This is a genomic window from Stenotrophomonas aracearum (genome assembly GCF_031834615.1).
In the GTDB taxonomy this organism is placed as follows: domain Bacteria; phylum Pseudomonadota; class Gammaproteobacteria; order Xanthomonadales; family Xanthomonadaceae; genus Stenotrophomonas; species Stenotrophomonas aracearum.
Genome location: NZ_CP115543.1, coordinates 2,624,544 through 2,643,936, shown reverse-complemented (window position 1 = coordinate 2,643,936; position 19,393 = coordinate 2,624,544). Strand labels below are relative to the sequence as shown.

At 66.1% G+C, this 19,393-nt stretch carries 8 protein-coding genes and 6 pseudogenes; 3 read left to right on the top strand and 11 right to left on the bottom strand.

Translation table 11 applies throughout. The features are described 5' to 3' along the window. Positions 1 to 3 precede the first annotated feature (3 nt). Genes PDM28_RS12030 through PDM28_RS12015 form a run of 4 tightly spaced genes read right to left on the bottom strand, consistent with a single transcriptional unit; the run spans position 4 to position 5,880 of the window. Positions 4 to 1,170: an MFS transporter gene (locus PDM28_RS12030; protein ID WP_311182198.1), complete on the bottom strand. Its 1,167-nt coding sequence runs from the start codon at positions 1,168 to 1,170 to the stop codon at positions 4 to 6. Continuing rightward, positions 1,167 to 3,854: a methionine synthase gene (metH, locus tag PDM28_RS12025; RefSeq protein WP_311182197.1), complete on the bottom strand. Its 2,688-nt coding sequence runs from the start codon at positions 3,852 to 3,854 to the stop codon at positions 1,167 to 1,169. The genes PDM28_RS12030 and metH overlap by 4 nt, the downstream gene beginning before the upstream one ends. Further along, positions 3,851 to 4,939 carry a homocysteine S-methyltransferase family protein gene (locus PDM28_RS12020; protein WP_311182196.1) on the bottom strand — a complete coding sequence of 363 codons (1,089 nt, stop codon included), beginning with the start codon at positions 4,937 to 4,939 and terminating at the stop codon, positions 3,851 to 3,853. Before PDM28_RS12020 ends, metH begins: the two co-directional genes overlap by 4 nt. Positions 4,940 to 4,950: 11 nt before the next feature. Further along, entirely contained in the window at positions 4,951 to 5,880 is a 930-nt protein-coding gene (locus tag PDM28_RS12015) for an ArsR/SmtB family transcription factor (protein ID WP_102944712.1), read from the bottom strand. 143 nt (positions 5,881 to 6,023) lie between these two features. Between PDM28_RS12015 and PDM28_RS12010 the strand changes: the two genes are divergently transcribed. Next, positions 6,024 to 7,172 (top strand): acyl-CoA dehydrogenase family protein, encoded by a 1,149-nt coding sequence (locus tag PDM28_RS12010; protein WP_311182195.1) that lies wholly within the window; start codon positions 6,024 to 6,026, stop codon positions 7,170 to 7,172. A gap of 772 nt (positions 7,173 to 7,944) precedes the next feature. Here PDM28_RS12010 and PDM28_RS12005 read toward each other — a convergent pair. The 7 genes and pseudogenes from PDM28_RS12005 to PDM28_RS11975 all read right to left on the bottom strand — a co-directional run bounded on the left by PDM28_RS12005 (position 7,945) and on the right by PDM28_RS11975 (position 12,413). Continuing rightward, positions 7,945 to 8,094, bottom strand: coding sequence for a hypothetical protein (locus PDM28_RS12005; RefSeq protein ID WP_311184744.1), 150 nt, complete (start codon positions 8,092 to 8,094; stop codon positions 7,945 to 7,947). Further along, positions 8,095 to 9,259: pseudogene (locus tag PDM28_RS12000) on the bottom strand (efflux RND transporter permease subunit); the annotation flags it as partial. After that, positions 9,222 to 10,115: an efflux RND transporter permease subunit gene (locus tag PDM28_RS11995; RefSeq protein ID WP_311182194.1), complete on the bottom strand. Its 894-nt coding sequence runs from the start codon at positions 10,113 to 10,115 to the stop codon at positions 9,222 to 9,224. The pseudogene PDM28_RS12000 and the gene PDM28_RS11995, both read right to left, overlap by 38 nt. Before the next feature lie 88 nt (positions 10,116 to 10,203). After that, positions 10,204 to 10,311: pseudogene (locus tag PDM28_RS11990) on the bottom strand (hypothetical protein); the annotation flags it as partial. A 28-nt stretch (positions 10,312 to 10,339) separates the two neighbouring features. After that, positions 10,340 to 10,843: pseudogene (locus PDM28_RS11985) on the bottom strand (efflux RND transporter permease subunit); the annotation flags it as partial. Between the two features lie 103 nt (positions 10,844 to 10,946). Next, positions 10,947 to 11,024, bottom strand: a pseudogene (locus tag PDM28_RS11980) (hypothetical protein); the annotation flags it as partial. Positions 11,025 to 11,134: 110 nt separating this feature from the next. Next, positions 11,135 to 12,413 (bottom strand): annotated as a pseudogene (locus PDM28_RS11975) (efflux RND transporter periplasmic adaptor subunit). Positions 12,414 to 13,011: 598 nt separating this feature from the next. Here PDM28_RS11975 and PDM28_RS11970 point away from each other — a divergent pair. Continuing rightward, positions 13,012 to 18,014, top strand: a pseudogene (locus tag PDM28_RS11970) (NAD-glutamate dehydrogenase). A gap of 595 nt (positions 18,015 to 18,609) precedes the next feature. Next, entirely contained in the window at positions 18,610 to 19,386 is a 777-nt protein-coding gene (locus PDM28_RS11965) for an NAD kinase (protein WP_070209214.1), read from the top strand. The last annotated feature ends 7 nt before the right edge of the window (positions 19,387 to 19,393 follow it).

Here is a 19,393-nt window from a genome sequence, read left to right as displayed (position 1 = left end):
CAGCTAGCGGCGCTTGCCGCGCAACAGCGGCAGGCTGATCGCGAAGAAGCACAGGAGGGCACCTGCTGCGGCGAAACCCGCACCCGCCAGGAAGGCGGTGCGGCCGTTGTCGATGCCCCATAGCTGGCCGGCGATCAACGCGCCGAGCACGCCGCCCACGCCAGACGAGAATCCATAGAGCAATCCCTGTCCGTGCCCGTTGAGCCGGCCCGGGAAATACGTGGCCAGCATCTGCATGGCTGCGGCGAAGAACGCGGCGAACCCCAGCGCGTGCGCGGTCTGCGCGATCAGCATCACCCCCAGGTGCTGCGGGAACAATGCGGTGACTGTCCAGCGCACGGTCGAACTCAGCAGCGCGATCAACAGCATCCAGCTGGCGTCGTAACGCCGGAAGAAGCGGCCGATGGTGAAGAACACCGCCACCTCGAACACCACCCCGATGGTCCACAGCAGGCCGAGGGTGGAGGTCGCATACCCGTGGTGGTCCATGTACACCGAGAAGAACGTGTAATACGGCCCGAACGAGAGCTGTTCCATGAAGGCAGCAAGGAAGAACGCCAGCACCTGCGGCTTGCGCACGATCTGCCAGAAGCCGCTGGCATCGCCATCGGCGCGGTGGAAGTCGCGCGCGTAGCGGTTGGCGAAGGAGGAGGCCACCAGCAGCGCGAACAGCGGCAGCATCAGCCACGGCAGCACGCCGGCGCTGCGGCCTTCCAGGAACCAGCCGAAGCCCATCACCACCGCGATGAAGCCCAGCGAGCCCCAGACCCGGATCATGCCGTATCGGTGGCTGTCGTTGCCCAGGTGGGTGAGCGTGATCGACTCGAACTGCGGCATCACCGCGTTGTAGAAGAAGCAGAACACCACCATCGCCGGGTACATCCACGGCTGTGGCAGCGGCAGCAGGAACGCGCAGAAGGTGACCAGCGTGAGCACGCTGCCGATCCGCAGCCAGCGGATCGGGTCGCGCGAGGCGGCCGCGATCGAGGTCCAGGTGGTCGGCGCCACGATGCGGGTGGCATACCAGATGCCCATCATCACGCTGATCGCGGTCACGCTCATGCCGCGCGCGGTCAGGAACAGCGACCAGTAAGGCGTGAACGCGCCCAGCGCTGCGTAATAGAACAGGTAATAGCTGGAGAGGCGTGCGACCGGAACGGCGTCGTTCATTCGGGATCGTAATCCAGGTTCGACGCCAACCACCGCTCCGCCTGCGCCCGATCCACGCCCTTGCGCTTGGCGTAATCCGAAACCTGCTCGCGCGTCACTCGCCCAACCACGAAATACTGGCTCTGCGGATGGCTGAAGTAATAGCCGGAGACCGCAGCCGTGGGCAGCATCGCAAAGCTCTCGGTGAGCTCCATGCCCGCATTCCGTTCCGCATCCAGCAGCCGGAACAACGTGCCCTTCTCACTGTGCTCCGGGCACGCCGGATACCCCGGTGCCGGCCGGATCCCGCTGTACTGCTCGGAAATCAGCGCCTCATTGTCCAGCGCCTCGTCCGGCTGGTAGCCCCAGTAGTCCATCCGCACCTGCTGATGCAGCCGTTCGGCCAAGGCTTCGGCCAACCGATCCGCCAACGCCTTCAGCAGGATCGCGTTGTAATCATCATGGTCGGCCTCGAAGCGCGCCACGTGCGGCTCGATGCCAATCCCCGCCGTCACCGCGAACGCACCGATCCAGTCCTGGCGGCCGCTGTCGGCCGGGGCGATGAAATCGGCCAGGCAGAAGTCCGGGCGTTCCACCGGCTTGTCCACCTGCTGGCGCAGGAAGTGCAGCACGGCCGGGCCATCGTCGGTCTGCAGGTGCACATCGTCGCCCACGCTGTTGGCCGGCCACAGCCCGAATACCGCCCGGGCGGTGAGCCAGCGTTCCTCGACGATGCGCTTCAGCATCGCGCGCGCGTCGCGGTACAGCTCGCTGGCCTGGGTGCCGACGATCTCATCGGTGAGGATCGCCGGGTACTTGCCGGCCAGCTCCCAAGCCTGGAAGAACGGGGTCCAGTCGATCACCTCGATCAGGTCGGCCAACGGGTAGTCGTCCAGCACGTGCAGGCCAGGCTTGCGCGGGGCAGGGGGCGTGTAGCTGTCCCAGCCACCGTCGAAGCGTTGCGCGCGGGCCTTGGCCAGGGTCACCAGCCGCTTGGCGTCGCCGCGGTTGCGGTGGCGCTGGCGGATGTCGGCGTAGTCGGCCTCGTTGGCGGCCACGAACGCCTCGCGCAGCTCGCTGGAGATCAGCGACTGGGCCACGCCCACGGCGCGCGAGGCGTCCTTGACCCATACCGTCGGTGCCTTGTAGTGCGGGTCGATCTTCAGCGCGGTATGCGCGCGCGAGGTGGTGGCGCCGCCGATCATCAACGGCAGGGTGAAACCCTGGCGTTCCATCTCGCGGGCGACATGGCTCATTTCCTCCAGCGACGGCGTGATCAGTCCGGACAGGCCGATGATGTCGGCGTTCTCGGCGCGGGCCGCGTCCAGGATCTTCTGCGCCGGCACCATCACGCCCAGGTCGACCACCTCGAAGTTGTTGCAGGCCAGGACCACGCCGACGATGTTCTTGCCGATGTCGTGCACGTCGCCCTTGACCGTGGCCATGATGATCTTGCCGTTGCTCTTTGCGGTGTCGCCGCTGCGCGCCTTCTCGGCTTCGATGAAGGGCAGCAGGTAGGCCACCGCTTTCTTCATGACCCGCGCGGACTTGACCACCTGCGGCAGGAACATCTTGCCGGCGCCGAACAGGTCGCCGACCACGTTCATGCCGTCCATCAGCGGCCCTTCGATCACGTCCAGGGGGCGGCTGGAGCGGACGCGGGCCTCCTCGGTATCGGCTTCCACCCAGGCATCCAGGCCGTGCACCAGCGCATGCGCCAGGCGTGCATCGACCGGCTTCTCGCGCCAGGCCAGGTCTTCGCCTTTGACCTCGCCCTTCTTGCCTTTGTAACGCTCGGCGATCTCGAGCAGGCGCTCGGTGCCATCGCTGCGGCGGTTGAGGATCACATCCTCCACGCGCTCGCGCAGTTCGGCGTCGAGGTCGTCGTAGATCGGCATCGCACCGGCGTTGACGATGCCCATGTCCATGCCGGCGGCGATGGCGTGGTACAGGAACACCGAGTGGATCGCCTGGCGCACGGTTTCGTTGCCGCGGAACGAGAACGACACGTTGGAGACACCGCCGGAGACGTGGCAGTGCGGCAGCGTGCGCTTGATGATGCGGGTGGCTTCGATGAAGTCCACCGCATAGTTGTCGTGCTCTTCGATGCCGGTGGCGACGGCGAAGATGTTCGGGTCGAAGATGATGTCCTGCGGCGGGAACCCGACCTGGTCGACCAGGATCCGGTAGGCGCGCGTACAGATCTCCACCTTGCGTGCACAGGTGTCGGCCTGGCCCTGTTCGTCGAAGGCCATCACCACGGCGGCGGCGCCATAGCGCAGCACCTTGCGCGCGTGCTCGATGAACAGCGCTTCGCCTTCCTTGAGCGAGATCGAGTTGACCACGCTCTTGCCCTGCAGGCACTTCAGGCCGGCTTCGATCACGCTCCACTTGGACGAATCGACCATCACCGGAATGCGGGCGATGTCCGGCTCGGACATGATCAGGTTGAGGTAGCGGGTCATCGCCTTTTCAGAATCGATCAGGCCCTCGTCCATGTTGACGTCGAGGATCTGCGCGCCACTGGCGACCTGCTGGCGCGCCACTTCCACGGCTTCCTCGTAGCGCTCTTCCTTGACCAGTTTGCGGAACTGGGCGCTGCCGGTGACGTTGGTGCGTTCGCCGACGTTGACGAACAGCAGGTCCGGGGTGATGACCAGCGGCTCAAGCCCGGAGAGGCGGGTGTGGCGGGTCGATGCGCTCATGCGGCCTGCTCCCGTGCGCCGGGCAGGGCGCGCGGTGGCAGCCCGGCCACGGCCTCGGCAATGGCACGGATATGGTCGGGGGTGGAGCCGCAGCAGCCGCCCACCAGGTTCAGCAGGCCGTCCTGGGCGAAGCCGCGCAGGGTGGCGGCCATCTCATCCGGGGTTTCGTCATACTCGCCGAACGCATTCGGCAGGCCAGCGTTGGGGTGGGCACTGACGTAGCAGTCGGCGACCTGGCCGAGGGTTTCCACATGCGGGCGCATCGCGTCGGCACCGAGCGCGCAGTTCAGGCCGATCGAGAGGGGGCGCGAATGGGCCAGCGAGGCATGGAAAGCGTCGGCGGTCTGCCCGGACAGGGTGCGTCCGGAAGCATCGGTGATCGTGCCGGAGATCATGATCGGCAGGCGCGCGCCGCGCGCGTCGAAGGCTTCTTCGATGGCGAACAGCGCCGCCTTGGCGTTGAGCGTGTCGAAGATGGTTTCGACCATGAGGGTATCGGCGCCGCCGTCGATCAGGCCATCGATGGCTTCGCGGTAGGTGTCGCGCAGCGCGTCGAAACTGGTGTTGCGGAAGCCGGGGTCGTTGACGTCGGGGCTGATCGAGGCGGTGCGGCTGGTCGGGCCGAGCACGCCGATGACGAAGCGCGGCTTGTCCGGGGTGGTGGCTTCGACCGCGTCGCAGCAGGCGCGGGCGACGGCGGCGCCGGCCTTGTTGAGTTCGTACACCAGGTGTTCGAGGTGGTAGTCGGCCTGGCTCACCGAGGTGGCGTTGAAGGTGTTGGTTTCGATCAGGTCGGCACCGGCCTGCAGGTAGGCGGTGTGGATGCCGGCGATGACCTCGGGGCGGGTCAGCAGCAGCAGGTCGTTGTTGCCCTTGAGGTCATGACCTTCGGGGGCGGCGTGGTCGCAGCCGGCCCCATGCTGGTGGTCGAAGCCCTGGGCGAAACGCTCGCCGCGGTAGTCGGCCTCCTCCAGCCCGTGCCGCTGGATCATGGTGCCCATGGCGCCGTCGATGATCAGGATGCGGGTTGCCAGCGCGTCTTCGAGGGCGCGGACACGGTCGGGGTGCAGCCAGGGCAGGGACATGCGGGGCAACCTCAGGGCTTGCTGGCGATCAGCGAAATGACTTCGAAGTGCGGCGGGCGCTTTTCGCGGGTCACGGTTTCCAGGCTGGAGACGACCAGCCCGGCCTTCTCGGCGAACCTGCGCAGTTCCTTGTCCGAGAAGCCCAGGTTGACGTGGCCATAGGCTTCGACGGCGGCCTTGTGTTCGTGGCGGGCCAGGCTGCACAGCAGCAGGCGTCCGCCGGAGCGCAGCACGCGCGCGCCTTCGGCGACGGCCTGGGCGGGCTTGGCGGCGTAGGTCAGGGCGTGCATCAGCACGACCAGGTCGAAGCTGCGGTCCTTGAACGGCAGGGCATGCATGTCGCCTTCGCGGACCTCGACGTTGGCGAGGCGGCGCAGGCGTTCGCTGGCGGCGGCGACGACACGGGCGCTGGTGTCGATGCAGACGTAGCGTTTGGCATGCGGGGCGACCAGTTCGGCGAGCACGCCATCGCCGGAGGCGATATCGAGCACGTCGCCGGTTTCCAGCAGCGGCAGCGCGGTGCGCGCGAGGGCTTCCCAGGTACGGCCGGGGGAGTAGTGGCGCTCCATGTCGCCGGCGACGCTGTCGGCCCAGTTCTGGTCGGCGGCGCGGCTGGCGAGCACGGCGGCCACGCGTTCCGCATCCTGGCGCAGCAGGGGGTCGTCGCTGCCGGTGCTCAGGGCATGCCACAATGCACGCTGCGCGGGGTCGAGCGCGGCGTCGTCGAAGCGGTAGTAGGCCGAGACGCCAGCGCGGCGGTCGCGGACCAGGCCGGCCTCTTTGAGCCGGGCCAGGTGGGTGGACACCCGGGGCTGGGCCAGGGTGGTGATGGCCGAGAGCTCGGCCACGGTGAGTTCTTCCTGCTCCAGCAAGGTGAGCAGGCGTACGCGGGTGGCGTCGGCGAACACTTTCAGCCGGACCGACCAGTCCTCGAGATCCATAAATATCTACCTATCGCGATATAGAGATATTTTCGTCCGTGGGTGCCTCGCGGGTCAAGTCAGGTGGAACGGGCCGTTCCCCGCTACAATCCTTCCATGCGGCTGCGTATTGTGGCCTCCAGCCATGTTCCTGGGAGGGTGTTGTGGATTTCAGCTTTACCGAAGAGCAGCTGATGCTGCAGGACGTTGCCCGTCGCATTGCGCAGGAAAAAATCGCCCCGAGCGCGGAGCACCATGACCGCACCGGCGAGTTCCCGCTGGAGAACATCCGCCTGCTGGGCGAAAACGGGCTGATGGGCATCGAGGTGCCGACCGAGTACGGCGGCGCGGGCATGGACCCGATCTCCTATGTTCTGGCGATGGTCGAAGTGGCGGCAGGCGATGCCGCGCATTCGACGATCATGTCGGTGAACAATTCCCTCTTCTGCAGCGGGATCCTGAACTTCGGCAGCGAGGCGCAGAAGCAGAAGTACGTACGCGCGATCGCGGAAGGCGAAGCGATTGGTGCGTTCGCGCTGACCGAGCCGCAGTCGGGTTCGGACGCGACGGCGATGCGCTGCCGCGCGGTGAAGCAGGCCGACGGCACGTACGTGATCAACGGCAAGAAGAGCTGGATCACCTCGGGCCCGGTGGCGAAGTACATCGTACTGTTTGCGATGACCGCGCCGGAGCAGGGCGCACGCGGGATCACGGCGTTCATGATCGACACGGACAAGGCGGGCTTCCACCGCGGCAAGACCGAGCCGAAGCTGGGCATTCGTGCGTCGGCGACGTGCGAGATCGAGTTCCAGGATTACGTGGCAGACGCCGACGATGTGGTGGGCAAGGAAGGCGAGGGCTTCAAGATCGCGATGGGTGTGCTGGACGCAGGCCGCATCGGCATCGCCTCGCAGGCCATCGGCATCGCGCGTGCGGCGTACGAGGCGACCCTCGAGTACGTGAAAGAGCGCAAGGCGTTCGGCGCGGCGATCGGCACGTTCCAGATGACGCAGGCGAAGATCGCGGACATGAAGTGCAAGCTGGACGCAGCGCTGCTGCTGACCCTGCGCGCGGCGTGGGTGAAGGGGCAGGGCAAGCGTTTCAGCAATGAAGCGGCCATCGCCAAGCTGACGGCCTCGGAAGCGGCGATGTGGATCACCCACCAGGCGGTGCAGATCCACGGCGGCATGGGCTACTCCAAGGAAATGCCGCTGGAGCGTTACTTCCGCGACGCCAAGATCACCGAGATCTACGAAGGCACCTCGGAAATCCAGCGCTTGGTGATCGCGCGCAACGAAACCGGTTTGCGCTGATCCAACGCCAAGCCGTGCAATACATCGGGGCCCTTCTTGGGCCCCGATTGCTATTGGGCGCTTGATTGCATGGTGTGCGGTAGAGCCGGGCCTTGCCCGGCTGCTGTTGGATTCGGGCGAACAGCCGTGGGTTGCGAGGTTTCCCTGGTCAGGGCCGTCGGGTGCGGGTTTGTGGGGGACGCTGCAAGTACGTCCATGTAAGCTCATCGCCGCATCCATGCGGCTCGTGCCCCCTCAAACCCACCCCCGCCGACCCTCCGACAGTGCCTCGGAGGCCACAGGAGAAGCCGGTGTGCCGACCGATGGTCGACACGAATGCGTGCTTTGATGGTTTACGGGGGACACGCATGGCGTGTCACTACGCGGTGCGTCCTGCCCACGGATGCAGGCTTGGTAGGGTTGGTTCCCAAACAACCGCCGTGAAATCGCGCGCGTCCGGTAACGCATGGGAAATCGAACGAAACCCCATGTCGGCCGTAGGCCGACATGGGCGTTTCCCATGGCCACCGGCCAATTGTCAAAGGGTCGCCCGGGGTCGGTTTGCGGGGTACTCGGCGCCATGGATGGTCGCGTAGCCTACATGGACGTACTTGCGGCGACCCCTGAAACCGGCACTGGGCGGCCCAAGCCAGGGAACCCTTGCACCCCAGGGCTGTTCGCCCAAAACCACCAACAGCCGGGCAGGGCCCGGCGCCACGCGACGTTGGCAACTGCCGCACAAAAAAAGGCCCCGGATCGCTCCGGGGCCTTTCGCATTACAAGTTACTGCAGATCACCGATCCGGACCATGCACCGTATTCGCGTCGCCCTGGCGTTCCAGGAACTCCTTGGACGGTTCGTCCAGCTTGTCGCCCAGCATGCGGCGGACCACCACGAAGAACACCGGGATCATCAGCAGGCCGAGGAAGGTGGCGAACACCATGCCACCAATCACGCCGGTACCGATTGCGTGACGCGCGTTAGCGCCTGCTGGTCGAGATCGCCATCGGGATCACGCCCATGATGAACGCGAACGACGTCATCAGGATCGGGCGGAAGCGCAGGCGCGCCGCCTCGATCGTCGCATCGCGCAGGTTTCGGCCCGCCGCCCGCTGCTCCACCGCGAACTCCACGATCAGGATCGCGTTCTTCGCCGCCAGGCCGATCACCGTGATCAGGCCGATCTTGAAGTACAGATCGTTCGGCAGCCCGCGCGCCAGCGAGAACGCCAGCGCACCCAGCACGCCCAGCGGCACCACCAGCAGCACCGCCACCGGGATCGACCAGCTTTCATACAGCGCCGCAAGGCACAGGAACACCACCACGATCGACAGCACCAGCAGCAGCGTCGCCGCGTTGCCCGCCAGGATTTCCTGGTAGGACATGCCCGACCAGTCGTAGCCGAAGCCCGCCGGCAGGTCGTCCTGCACGATGCGCTCCATCGCCTGCATCGCCTCGCCCGAACTGCGGCCCGGTGCCTGCGAACCCACGATGTTGATCGCCGAATACCCGTTGTAACGGCTCAGCGACGGCGGTGCCGACACCCATTCCGACCGCACTACCGTGCTCAGCGGAATCATTGCCGGCGTACCGTCCGCGTTGGTCTGCAGCGAACTCGGCGTGTAGAAGCTGTTCAACGACTCCGCCCCGGTCCGGAACGGACCGTCCGCCTGCATCGTCACCCGCTTGATGCGACCCTGGTAGAGAAAGTCGTTCACGTACACCGGCGCCAGCATCAGCTGGATCGTGCTGTACACGTCCGACACCGACAGCCCCATCGTCTGCGCCTGCACCCGGTCCACGTGCAGCTGCAGCTGCGGCGCGTTTTCAAGCCCGTTTGGGCGCACGCCCGTCAACAGTTCCTTCTCTTCCGCCGCCTTACCCAGCAGGATGTTGCGCGCCTGCGTCAGCTGCTCGAAGCCCACGCCGCCGCGATCCTGCAGCCACATGTCGAAACCACCGAACTGGCCCAGGCCCTGCACCGTCGGCAGGTTGACCACGAAGATCTGTGCTTCCTTGATCCCGTAGAACGCGCCGTTCATGTTGCCGATGAACTCCGGCACCGTGATGTCACGGTCCGCCCACGGCTTCAACCGGATGAAGCCCATGCCCACGTTTTCGCCCGAACCCACGAAGCTGAACCGGCCACCTGCAGCATGCCCTCGAACCCATCCTGCTTTTCCAGGATCCCGCGCATCTGCGCGAAGGTTGCGTTGGTCTGCGCCTTGGTCGAACCCGGCGGCAGCTGCACGATCGCCAGCGCATAGCCCTGGTCTTCTTCCGCAGGAAGCTGCCCGGCATGCGCGTGAACAGGAAACCGCACAGCGCGGTCAGCACCACGAACAGGATCATCCAGCGCGGCGCATGCTTCACCGCCGACGTGATGTGGCCCACGTAGGTGCCGCTGACCTTGTCGTAGTACTTGTTGAACGTGCGGTACACCACGTTCGGCTCGCCGTGCGTCGGCTTCAGGAACGTCGCGCACAGTGCCGGCGTGAAGCCCAGCGCCAGGAACGCCGAGAACGCCATCGCGATCGCAATGGTCAGCGCGAACTGCTTGTAGATCTCGCCGGCCGCGCCGCCCTGCAATGCCGACGGAATGAACACCGCCGCCAGCACCACGGTAATGGCCACCACCGCACCGGTGATCTGGGTCATGGCCTTCTGGGTCGCCGCCTTCGGTGGCAGCTTCTCCTCGGTCATGATGCGCTCGACGTTCTCGATCACCACGATCGCGTCATCGACCACGATGCCGATGGCAAGCACCATCGCGAACAGCGTCAGCTGGTTGATCGTGAAGCCGATGATGCTCATGCCCAGGAACGTGCCGAGCAGCGCCACCGGAATGACCAGCGTCGGGATCAGCGTCGCCCGGAAGTTCTGCAGGAAGATCAGCATCACCAGGAAGACCAGCACGATCGCTTCGACCAGGGTCTTGACCACTTCCTCGATCGAGATCTTCACGAACGTGGTGCTGTCGCACCGGCGAGAACCAGGTCACGCCGGCCGGGAAGCTCGGCTGCAGCTCCTCCATCTTCGCGCGTACCGCGTCGGCCACGTTCAGTGCATTCGCACCCGGCAGCAGCTGGATCGCGAAGGCACCGGTCGGCTTGCCGTTGTACTGCGTGTCGAAGCCGGTAGTTGTTGGCGCCGAAGGCAATGCGCGCCACGTCCTTCAACATCACCCGCGAGCCGTCTGCATTGGCCCGCAGGATGATGTTCTCGAACTGGTCAGGCGAGCTGAAGCGTCCTTCGGCCGAGACCGTGGCGGTGAAGTAGTGACCGGCCGGGGACGGATCCGAGCCCAGCGAACCGGCCGCGAACTGCACGTTCTGTGCCTTGATCGCCGCCAGAACCTGGGTGGCCGACAGCCCGAAGCCCTGCATGCGTTCCGGGTTGAGCCAGATGTTCATGGCGTACTCGGCAACCGAACTGCTGGGTGCTGCCGACGCCGGGGATACGCGAGATCTGGTCGAGCACGCGCGAGCCCACGATGTCGTGTCCAGCGCGTCGCGGGTGATCGACTCGCGGTCCGACTGCAGCGCCACCACCATCAGGAAGCCGGCGTTGGCCTTGGCCACCACCACGCCCTGCTGGGTCACTTCGGTGGGCAGGCGCGGCGTGGCCAGCGACACCTTGTTCTGTACCTGCACCTGCGCGATGTCCGCATCGGTGCCGGTTTCGAAGGTCAGGGTGATCTGCGCACGACCGTTCGAGGCCGACGAGGAAGATCAAGTACAGCAGGTGGTCGATACCGGTCAGCTGCTGGCCGATCACCTGGGTGACCGACTTTTCGGTGGTGTCGGCGCTGGCGCCGGGGTAGGTGGCGCTCACCGTCACCTGCGGCGGTGCGATGCTTGGGTAGGACTCCACGCCCAGACCCAGGATCGAGATCACGCCCGCAAGCGAGATCAGAATCGCTGACCACCCAGGCGAACACCGGGGTGTTCAATGGGGGTCCCAGGCATGACGGAGGGTTCCCGTCACCGTCTTGGTCGGGTCCGGCAGCCGGAGCGCCGTCGGAGGGGCTTGGCGGCCGCGTCGGCAGGTGCCGCAGCGTCGGCCTGCGCGGCCGGTGCCTGGCCGGCAGCGGCGGGCGCAGCGCCCGTCGGGGCCTGGCCATTGGCGCCCGGGGCACCCGGGGTCCACGGTTTGGCCGTGGCCGGCGCATCTTCCTTCACCTTCTGCACGCCGGCGACGATCACCTGGTCGCCCGGCTGCAGGCCGCTGCTGACCAGCCAGTTGCTGCCCTGCTGGCCTTCGGTGACGACGTTCTTGCGGACCACCTTGCCATCCTTGCCGACCACCATCACGAAGCCGCCGACGGTATCGCGCTGCAGCGCCTGCAGCGGTATCAGGAACGCGTTCTTGCGCTCACCGAGGACCGCCTGGAAGCTGACGAACGAGCCCGGCAGCAGGAAGATCCGTCCGGGTTCGGAAGCACCGCGCGAAGGGTCACTGCGCCGGTCGAGGGGTCGACCACGGCCGAGGAGTAGTCCAGCGTGCCCGGATGCTGAGGCAGTGCCGTCGGAGAGCTTCACCGCCACCGTCGACTTGCCGTCGCCGGCCAGCGCCACCGAGCCCTTGGCTTCGGCCTGGCGCAGCTGGGTCAGTTCGTCCAGCTCATCGAGAAGTTCACGTACAGCGGGTCGAGCTGGTCCACGGTGGTCAGCAGGGTGATGTCGCCCTGGCCGACCAGCGCACCTTCGGTCGCCGCCCGCTTGCCGGCGCGGCCGTCGATCGGCGATGTCACCTGGGCGTAGCCGAGGTTGATCTTGGCGTTCGACAGCGCCGCCTGCGCCTGCTGCACGGCAGCGGCGGAGGAGCGTTCGTTGGCTTCGGCCGCGTCCAGGTCCGACTTGGACACGAACTGCTGCGGCGCCAGCGAACGGGCGCGGACGGCGGCGGCCCGGGCATTGGCCGCGGTCGCCTGTGCCGAGGCCAGCTCGGCCTGCGAGGCATTCAATGCGGCCTGCGGAGCGGCGCCGGGTCGATCAGGAACATCACCTGGCCCTGCTTGACGTCCTGGCCTTCCTGGTAGACGCGCTTGAGCAGCACGCCCGGCACGCGGGCGCGCACGTCGGCGCTGCGGTACGGCGACAGGCGGCCGACCATCTCACGCTGCAGCGGCAGGGTATCGGCCTTGGCTTCGATCACGCCCACTTCCGGCGGCGGGGGCGTCTGTTGTTCCGGCTTCTTGCAGGCGGTCAACGCAACGGCGACTGCGCACGTCAGGGCGAGGGTGCGGAGTGGGGCGATCATCGGGGGGAACTCCGGTGTTGGTTTGAATGCTGGGGGTGGACCGCGACCGGCGCAACGCGCGCGCGCGGGTAGCTGTCCACGGGAAATGCTCGGCCCACCGGCGCCGCCGCGAGGCGTCTGCACGAAGGGAGAAGAAACACGGGTACGGCGATCCTGCTCAATAGCAGGTGGCTCATGAAGTGCGGGTGGTCACGCCGGTCCAGGCCGGCGCGGGACCGCAACAGGTCCCGTCAGTGATGTGAAATCCATCGGCGCCGTTCCACACGCGGTGATCGCGTGCATCCAGCACGGCGGCGGTGGGGGTGGGGGAAGTCACGCGGTGGACTATACCGTCCAGTTCAGAATTGGTGAAGCATGGCTTTCGACACGGTTCGTTGTGCGCGTCGCTTCTGGTGCCAAGCCTTTGGCCGGACTTTGCCGGTTGTGGCGGTCCAGCCCCGCCTTCCCGCCGCTGCGTTCTCTGTTCTCGCTACATGGATGTCGTGCTCTGCATGCCGCCTAGGGCGATCGTGGGCCGCACATTTGCGCTATGCAGCAAGGCGTCGTCACCGCGCCCCGGTACAATTCAGGTTTTCCACCGAGCATTCCAGCTCTACTCATGACAGCCAAGAAAGCCGCTTCGAAATCGTCCACGACGTCGGTCAAACCGGTCGCCGAACGTGCCGTCCCCGTGCTTGCCACCGAACCGCAGGCGGTTACCCTCGAGCCGTGTTTGCCGCGTTGCGCAAGCGCTACCCGGCCGCCCGTCAGGCCGAAGTCCAGGCGTTCGCCGCCGACTTCTACCGGCGCATGGAGGAAGACGAATTCCCGAACCATCCACCAGAGCAGTGGGCGGCGCTGGCGTCGGACATGCTGGAGTTCGCGCGCGCGCGCAAGGCCGGCACGGTCAACGTGCGGGTGTTCAACCCGACCTTGAAGGGCCACGGCTACGAGTCGCCGCATACCCTGCTGCAGATCGTCAACGACGATATGCCGTTTCTGGTGGATTCGGTCAGCATGACCCTGGCCGACCTGGGCATCGGCGTGCACGTGCTGGGCCACCCGGTGCTGCGCATCGCACGCGACAAGTCCGGGCAAGCTCACCGCAGTGGGCGAGGGCAAGGGCGAATCGTTGATGGTGCTGGAGATCGACCGCCAGCCGCCGGAAGAAATGCCCAAGCTGGAAGCGGCCGTGCGCAAGGTGCTGGCCGAGGTGCGCGCCATCGTGCAGGACTGGTCGGCGATGCGCGAGCGCATGGTCATGCTGGCCGACGATCTGGCGACCCGCCGCCTGCCGATCGACGACATCAACCGGCACGAGGCGCAGGAGTTCCTGCGCTGGGCCGCGGCCGACCACTTCACCTTCTTCGGCTACCGCGAGTATCGGGTGGAGAAGCAGGGTGGCCAGGATGTGCTGGCACCGCTGGAAGAGACCGGCCTGGGCCTGCTGCGCGGTCGCGACACCTCGCCGGCGCGTCCGGTGACCACGCTGGCCGCGCATGGCCTGAATGCCTCGTCCAAGCTCAAGGATGCGTTGATCCTGACCAAGACCAATGCACGCTCGCGCGTGCATCGGGTCGGTTACATGGATTACATCGGCATCCTGGAATTCGACGCCAAGGGCCGCATCGTCGGCGAGCAGCGCTTCCTGGGCCTGTTCACGTCCAGCGCCTACAACCGCCGCCCCTGGGAAATTCCGCTGGTGCGTCAGCGCCACGAATACGTGATGAGCAAATCGGGGCTGACCCCGAGCAGCCATAGCGGCAAGGCCTTGCGCCACATCCTGGAAACGCTGCCGCGCGAGGAGCTGTTCCAGTCCAACGAAGAAGAGCTGTACCGCACCGCGATGGGTATTCTCGGGCTGCAGGAGCGTGTGCGTAGCCGCCTGTTCCTGCGCCGCGACAAGTACGGGCGTTTCATCTCGGCGCTGGTGTACATCCCGCGCGAACGCTTCAACACCGATGTGCGCCTGCGCATCGAAGCCTTGTTGAGGATGCGCTGCACGGCGAATACATCGACTCCAGCGTGGTGCTGGGCGAATCGCCGCTGGCGCAGCTGCACCTGATCGTGCGCCCCAAGAGCGGCGAGGCGCTGGAGTTCAACACCACCGAACTCGAATCGCGGCTGGCGCAACTGCTGCGCAACTGGCGCGATGCCCTGCGCGAGGCGTTGGTTGCGCGGCATGGCGAGGCCAACGGCCTGCGCATGGCGGCCAACTTCGGTCGCGCACTGCCGGCCGGCTATATCGAAGATTCCTCGATCGAATCGGCGGTGTCCGACGTCGAGCATCTCGCCTCGCTGGATGGCCCGGACGATCTGCATCTGAGCCTGCAGGAAATCCGTCGCGACGACGGCATGCGTCTGGACGCGGGCGAAGGCCTGCGCCTGAAGCTGTACCGCCAGCTCGACGACATTCCGCTGTCCGATGCGATGCCGATGATGGAAAACATGGGCCTGCGCGTGATTTCCGAGCGGCCATATCGGTTGCAGGTCGGCGAAACGCCGGTCATATCCAGGATTTCGAGGTCGAATCGACGTCCGGCAAGATCAATGCCGCACACGCCGATGCCAGCTTCGGCGAAGCGTTCGAGCGCATCTGGAACGGCGATGCCGAAAACGACGGCTTCAATCGCCTGATCCTGGCGGCCGGCCTGCACTGGCGCCAGGTGGCCTTGCTGCGCGGCTACTGCAAATACCTGCTACAGACGGCGGTGCCGTTCTCGCAGGCCTACGTCGAAGCCACCTTCACCCGCTATCCGTTGCTGGCGCGCCTGCTGGTGGAATTGTTCGAGCATGCTTCGATCCATCCACCGGCAGCGAGACCAAGGCGCAGATCTTCGCCGGCCAGGAACGCCTGCGCGAAGAACTGTCTGCGTTGGCAGGCGGCGACGAGGCCACGCTCAAGGCGCTGGACGCCGTGCTGGAAGCACGTGGCGGCGATCGCAACGCGCAGCAGGACGCCACCCGCGCCACCTTGCTCAAGCTGATGGACCGCGTCTCCAGCCTGGACGAGGACCGCATCCTGCGCAGCTTCATCGATGTGATCGATGCGACCTTGCGCACCAATTACTACCAGACCGACAAGAACGGCAAGCACCCCCACTGCATCAGCTTCAAGCTGGATTCGGCGCGCGTGCCGGACCTGCCCAAGCCGCGTCCGTATCGCGAAATTTTCGTCTACGGCCCGCGCGTGGAAGGCGTGCATCTGCGCTTCGGCGCGGTGGCGCGTGGCGGCCTGCGCTGGTCTGACCGGCGCGAGGATTTCCGCACCGAAGTGCTGGGCCTGGTCAAGGCGCAGATGGTGAAAAACACCGTCATCGTGCCGGTCGGTGCCAAGGGCGGTTTCTACGTCAAGCGATCGCCGGTGGGCGGTGACCGCGATGCCATCCAGGCAGAAGGCATCGCCTGCTACAAGCTCTTTATCCAGGGCCTGCTCGACATCACCGACAACATCGTCGGCGGCAAGATCGTGCCTCCGCCGCAGGTGGTGCGTCACGATCAGGACGACCCGTACCTGGTCGTTGCGGCCGACAAGGGCACCGCCACGTTCTCCGATATCGCCAATGGTCTGGCGCTGGACCACGGCTTCTGGCTGGGCGACGCGTTCGCCTCCGGCGGCTCGGTTGGCTACGACCACAAGGGCATGGGCATCACTGCGCGCGGCGCGTGGGAATCGGTCAAGCGCCACTTCCGCGCCATGGGCCGCGATTGCCAGAGCCAGGACTTCAGCGTGGTCGGTATCGGCGACATGTCCGGCGACGTGTCCGGCAACGGCATGCTGCTTTCAAGGCATATCCGCCTGCTGGCCGCGTTCGATCACCGCCACATCTTCCTGGACCCGAACCCGGATGCGGCGGTTTCCTTTGCCGAGCGCGATCGCCTCTTCAAGTTGCCGCGTTCCAGCTGGGCCGATTACGACGCCAAGCTGATCAGCGCCGGTGGCGACATCTATCCGCGTACGCTCAAATCCATCGACATCAGTGCACCGGTGCGCGAAGCGCTGGGCCTGGACGCCAACGTCAAGCAGCTCTCGCCCAACGAGCTGATGAACGCCATCCTCAAGGCGCCGGTGGACCTGTTCTGGAACGGCGGTATCGGCACCTACGTCAAGGCGGCCAGCGAATCGCACGCCGATGTGGGCGACCGCGCCAACAACGGCCTGCGCGTCAACGGTGGCGAGTTGCGCTGCAAGGTGGTGGGCGAGGGCGGCAACCTGGGCCTGACCCAGCTGGGTCGTATCGAAGCGGCGCAGACCGGCGTGCTGCTCAACACCGACTTCATCGACAACTCGGCCGGCGTGGACACCTCCGATCACGAGGTCAACATCAAGATCCTGCTCAACGACATGGTGCAGGCCAAGAAGCTCACCTATGACGCGCGCAACAAGCTGCTGGCGTCTATCTACCGATGAAGTGGCCGATCTGGTGCTGTGGGAGGACGACCGGCAGAACCAGGCCATCAGCCTGATGGAGCGCATGAGCGTCAAGCGGCTCGGCTCCAAGCAGCATTTCATCCGCACGCTGGAACTGCAGGGCCTGCTGGATCGGCAGATCGAGTTCCTGCCCTCCGATGCCGAGCTGTCGGCACGCAAGGCGCGCGGCCAGGGCCTGACCCGGCCGGAGCTGTCGGTGTTGTTGTCGTACTCCAAGCTGGTGGCGTTCCAGCAGCTGCTGGAATCGGACATTCCCGAAGACCCGTACCTGTCCAAGGAATTGCAGCGCTACTTCCCGCAGCCGCTGCAGAAGAAGTACGCCGATGCGATGGAGCGTCACCGCCTCAAGCGCGAGATCATCGCCACCGCGGTCACCAACACCACCATCAATCGCATGGGCGCCACCTTCCTGATGCGCATGCAGGAAGACACCGGTCGCAGCATCGGCGAGGTTGCCAAGGCCTATACCATCAGCCGCGAAACGCTGGATGCGCGCGCGCTGTGGACGCAGATCGATGCGCTGGACGGCAAGGTGCCCGAGTCGGTGCAGATCGACGCGCTGGAAGTGATCTGGCGCCTGCAACGCTCGTTCGTGCGCTGGTTGCTGCTGCGCCCCGGCCAGATGCCCGGCATCACCGCGGCGGTGGAGCGTTACCACGGCCCGTTCAACGACATTCGCGTGGCGTCGGGCGTGCTGTCGGACGCGCAGCGCCCGCAGTACGAAGCCAGCGTGCAGGAGTGGCAGGACAAGGGCCTGACCCCGGCACTGGCGCAGCAGTTGTCCGAGCTGCGGTATCTGGAACCGGCCTTCGACATCATCGAAACCGCACGCACCCGCAAGCTCAAGCCGGTGGACGTTTCCAAGGTGCATTTCCGCCTGGGCGAAGCGCTGCGGCTGCCGTGGCTGTTCGAACAGATCGACGCACTGGAGGTCAACGGCCGCTGGCATGCCGTGGCACGTGGCGTGTTGCGCGACGAGCTGGCCGCGCATCAGCGTGCGCTGGTGGGCCAGGTGCTGACCATCGCGGCAGCAGTGCCGAGGACAAGGTCGCCAACTGGATGGCGCGCGACGATTCCAGCCTGCGCTTCACCCTGGCCATGCTCGCCGACGTCGCCGAGCAGAAGACCCTGGACTACCCGACCGTCTCGGTCGCGGTCCAGCGGGCCAGCTGGCTGCCCACGGCGCGTAAGCGCTGCAGGTAGCGTTTGATGCAGAAAGGCCCCGCTTCGGCGGGGCCTTTTTGTAGTCTGGCGCCCGCGATCCTGCGGTTGCAAACAACCCGGTAGAGCCGGGCCTTGCCCGGCTGCTGTTGGATTTTGGCGAACAGCCGGGGTCTGCGAGGTTTCCTTGGTCAGGGCCGTCGGGTGCGGGTTTGTGGGGGACGCTGCAAGTACGTCCATGTAAGCTCATCGCCGCATCCATGCGGCTCGTGCCCCCTCAAACCCACCCCCGCCGACCCTCCGATAGTTGGCAGGTGGCCACGGGAAACCCCACTACGCCGACGGACCATCCGCGTAGTGACACGCCACGCGTGTCCGCTGTTCCCAACCGCACACGACCATGTATGGGGGCGGCCGCCGGGTAGCCCCCGGAGGGACGCCAGAAAACATGGATGTTTTCTAGCAGCCCCCATGGATGGGTTCACGGCGTGTCCCGGAGCGGGGCTGCCCGGCGGCGGCCCCTGCACGGATGAACTGAAACGCTGCTGTTCGCGACCAGGCAAGCACCTGCGATCTCCCACCCCGGTTATGCTTCAACCAGCAATCCCTCCACCGGACCCCCACATGAGCGATACCCCCCGCATCGCCTTCCTGGCCAGCAACACCGAAGCGGCGCAGTTCGCCCGCGCGGCGATGGTGGCGCGCTATGGCGACCATGCGCCGGAAGAGGCTGACGTGCTGTGCCCGCTGGGCGGGGATGGCTTCATGCTGCAGACGCTGCACCGGCACGGTGCGCTGGGGCGGCCGGTGTTCGGCATGAAGCTGGGCACGGTAGGGTTCCTGATGAACCAGTATCGGGAGGACGATGGCGAGCTTCCCGCTCGGCTGGCGGTGGCCGAACCGGCCAACCTGCGGCCGCTGGAAATGCTGGCGCTGACCGAGTCGGGCACGACCACGGGCTCGCTTGCCTACAACGATGTGTCGCTGCTGCGCCAGACCCGCCAGGCCGCGCATATCGGGGTGGATCTCAACGGGCAGGAGCGCGTGGCCGAGCTGATCGGCGACGGGGTGCTGGTGGCCACGCCGGCCGGCAGCACCGCCTACAATTACTCCGCGCATGGCCCGGTCCTGCCGCTGGGCTCGCACACCATCGCGCTGACCCCGTTGGCGCCGTACCGGCCGCGGCGCTGGCGCGGCGCGATCCTCAAGGCCGACACCGAAGTACGCTTCCGCGTGCTCGATCCCTACAAGCGCCCGGTCAGCGTGACCGCCGATTCGCATGAAACCCGCGACGTGGTCGAGGTGACCATCCGGGAGTCGCGCGAACGCCGGGTGACCCTGCTGTTCGATCCGGAACACAACCTGGAAGACCGGATCCTCAGCGAACAGTTCATGTTTTGAAGGACCT

Bases quoted from the DNA above. Each gene is read 5' to 3' on its own strand.
- PDM28_RS12015 (WP_102944712.1), bottom strand. From the start codon at position 5,880: ATGGATCTCGAGGACTGGTCGGTCCGGCTGAAAGTGTTCGCCGACGCC.
- PDM28_RS12005 (WP_311184744.1), bottom strand. From the start codon at position 8,094: ATGGTGTTCGCCACCTTCCTCGGCCTGCTGATGATCCCGGTGTTCTTC.
- PDM28_RS12030 (WP_311182198.1), bottom strand. From the start codon at position 1,170: ATGAACGACGCCGTTCCGGTCGCACGCCTCTCCAGCTATTACCTGTTC.
- PDM28_RS12020 (WP_311182196.1), bottom strand. From the start codon at position 4,939: ATGTCCCTGCCCTGGCTGCACCCCGACCGTGTCCGCGCCCTCGAAGAC.
- metH (WP_311182197.1), bottom strand. From the start codon at position 3,854: ATGAGCGCATCGACCCGCCACACCCGCCTCTCCGGGCTTGAGCCGCTG.
- PDM28_RS11965 (WP_070209214.1), top strand. From the start codon at position 18,610: ATGAGCGATACCCCCCGCATCGCCTTCCTGGCCAGCAACACCGAAGCG.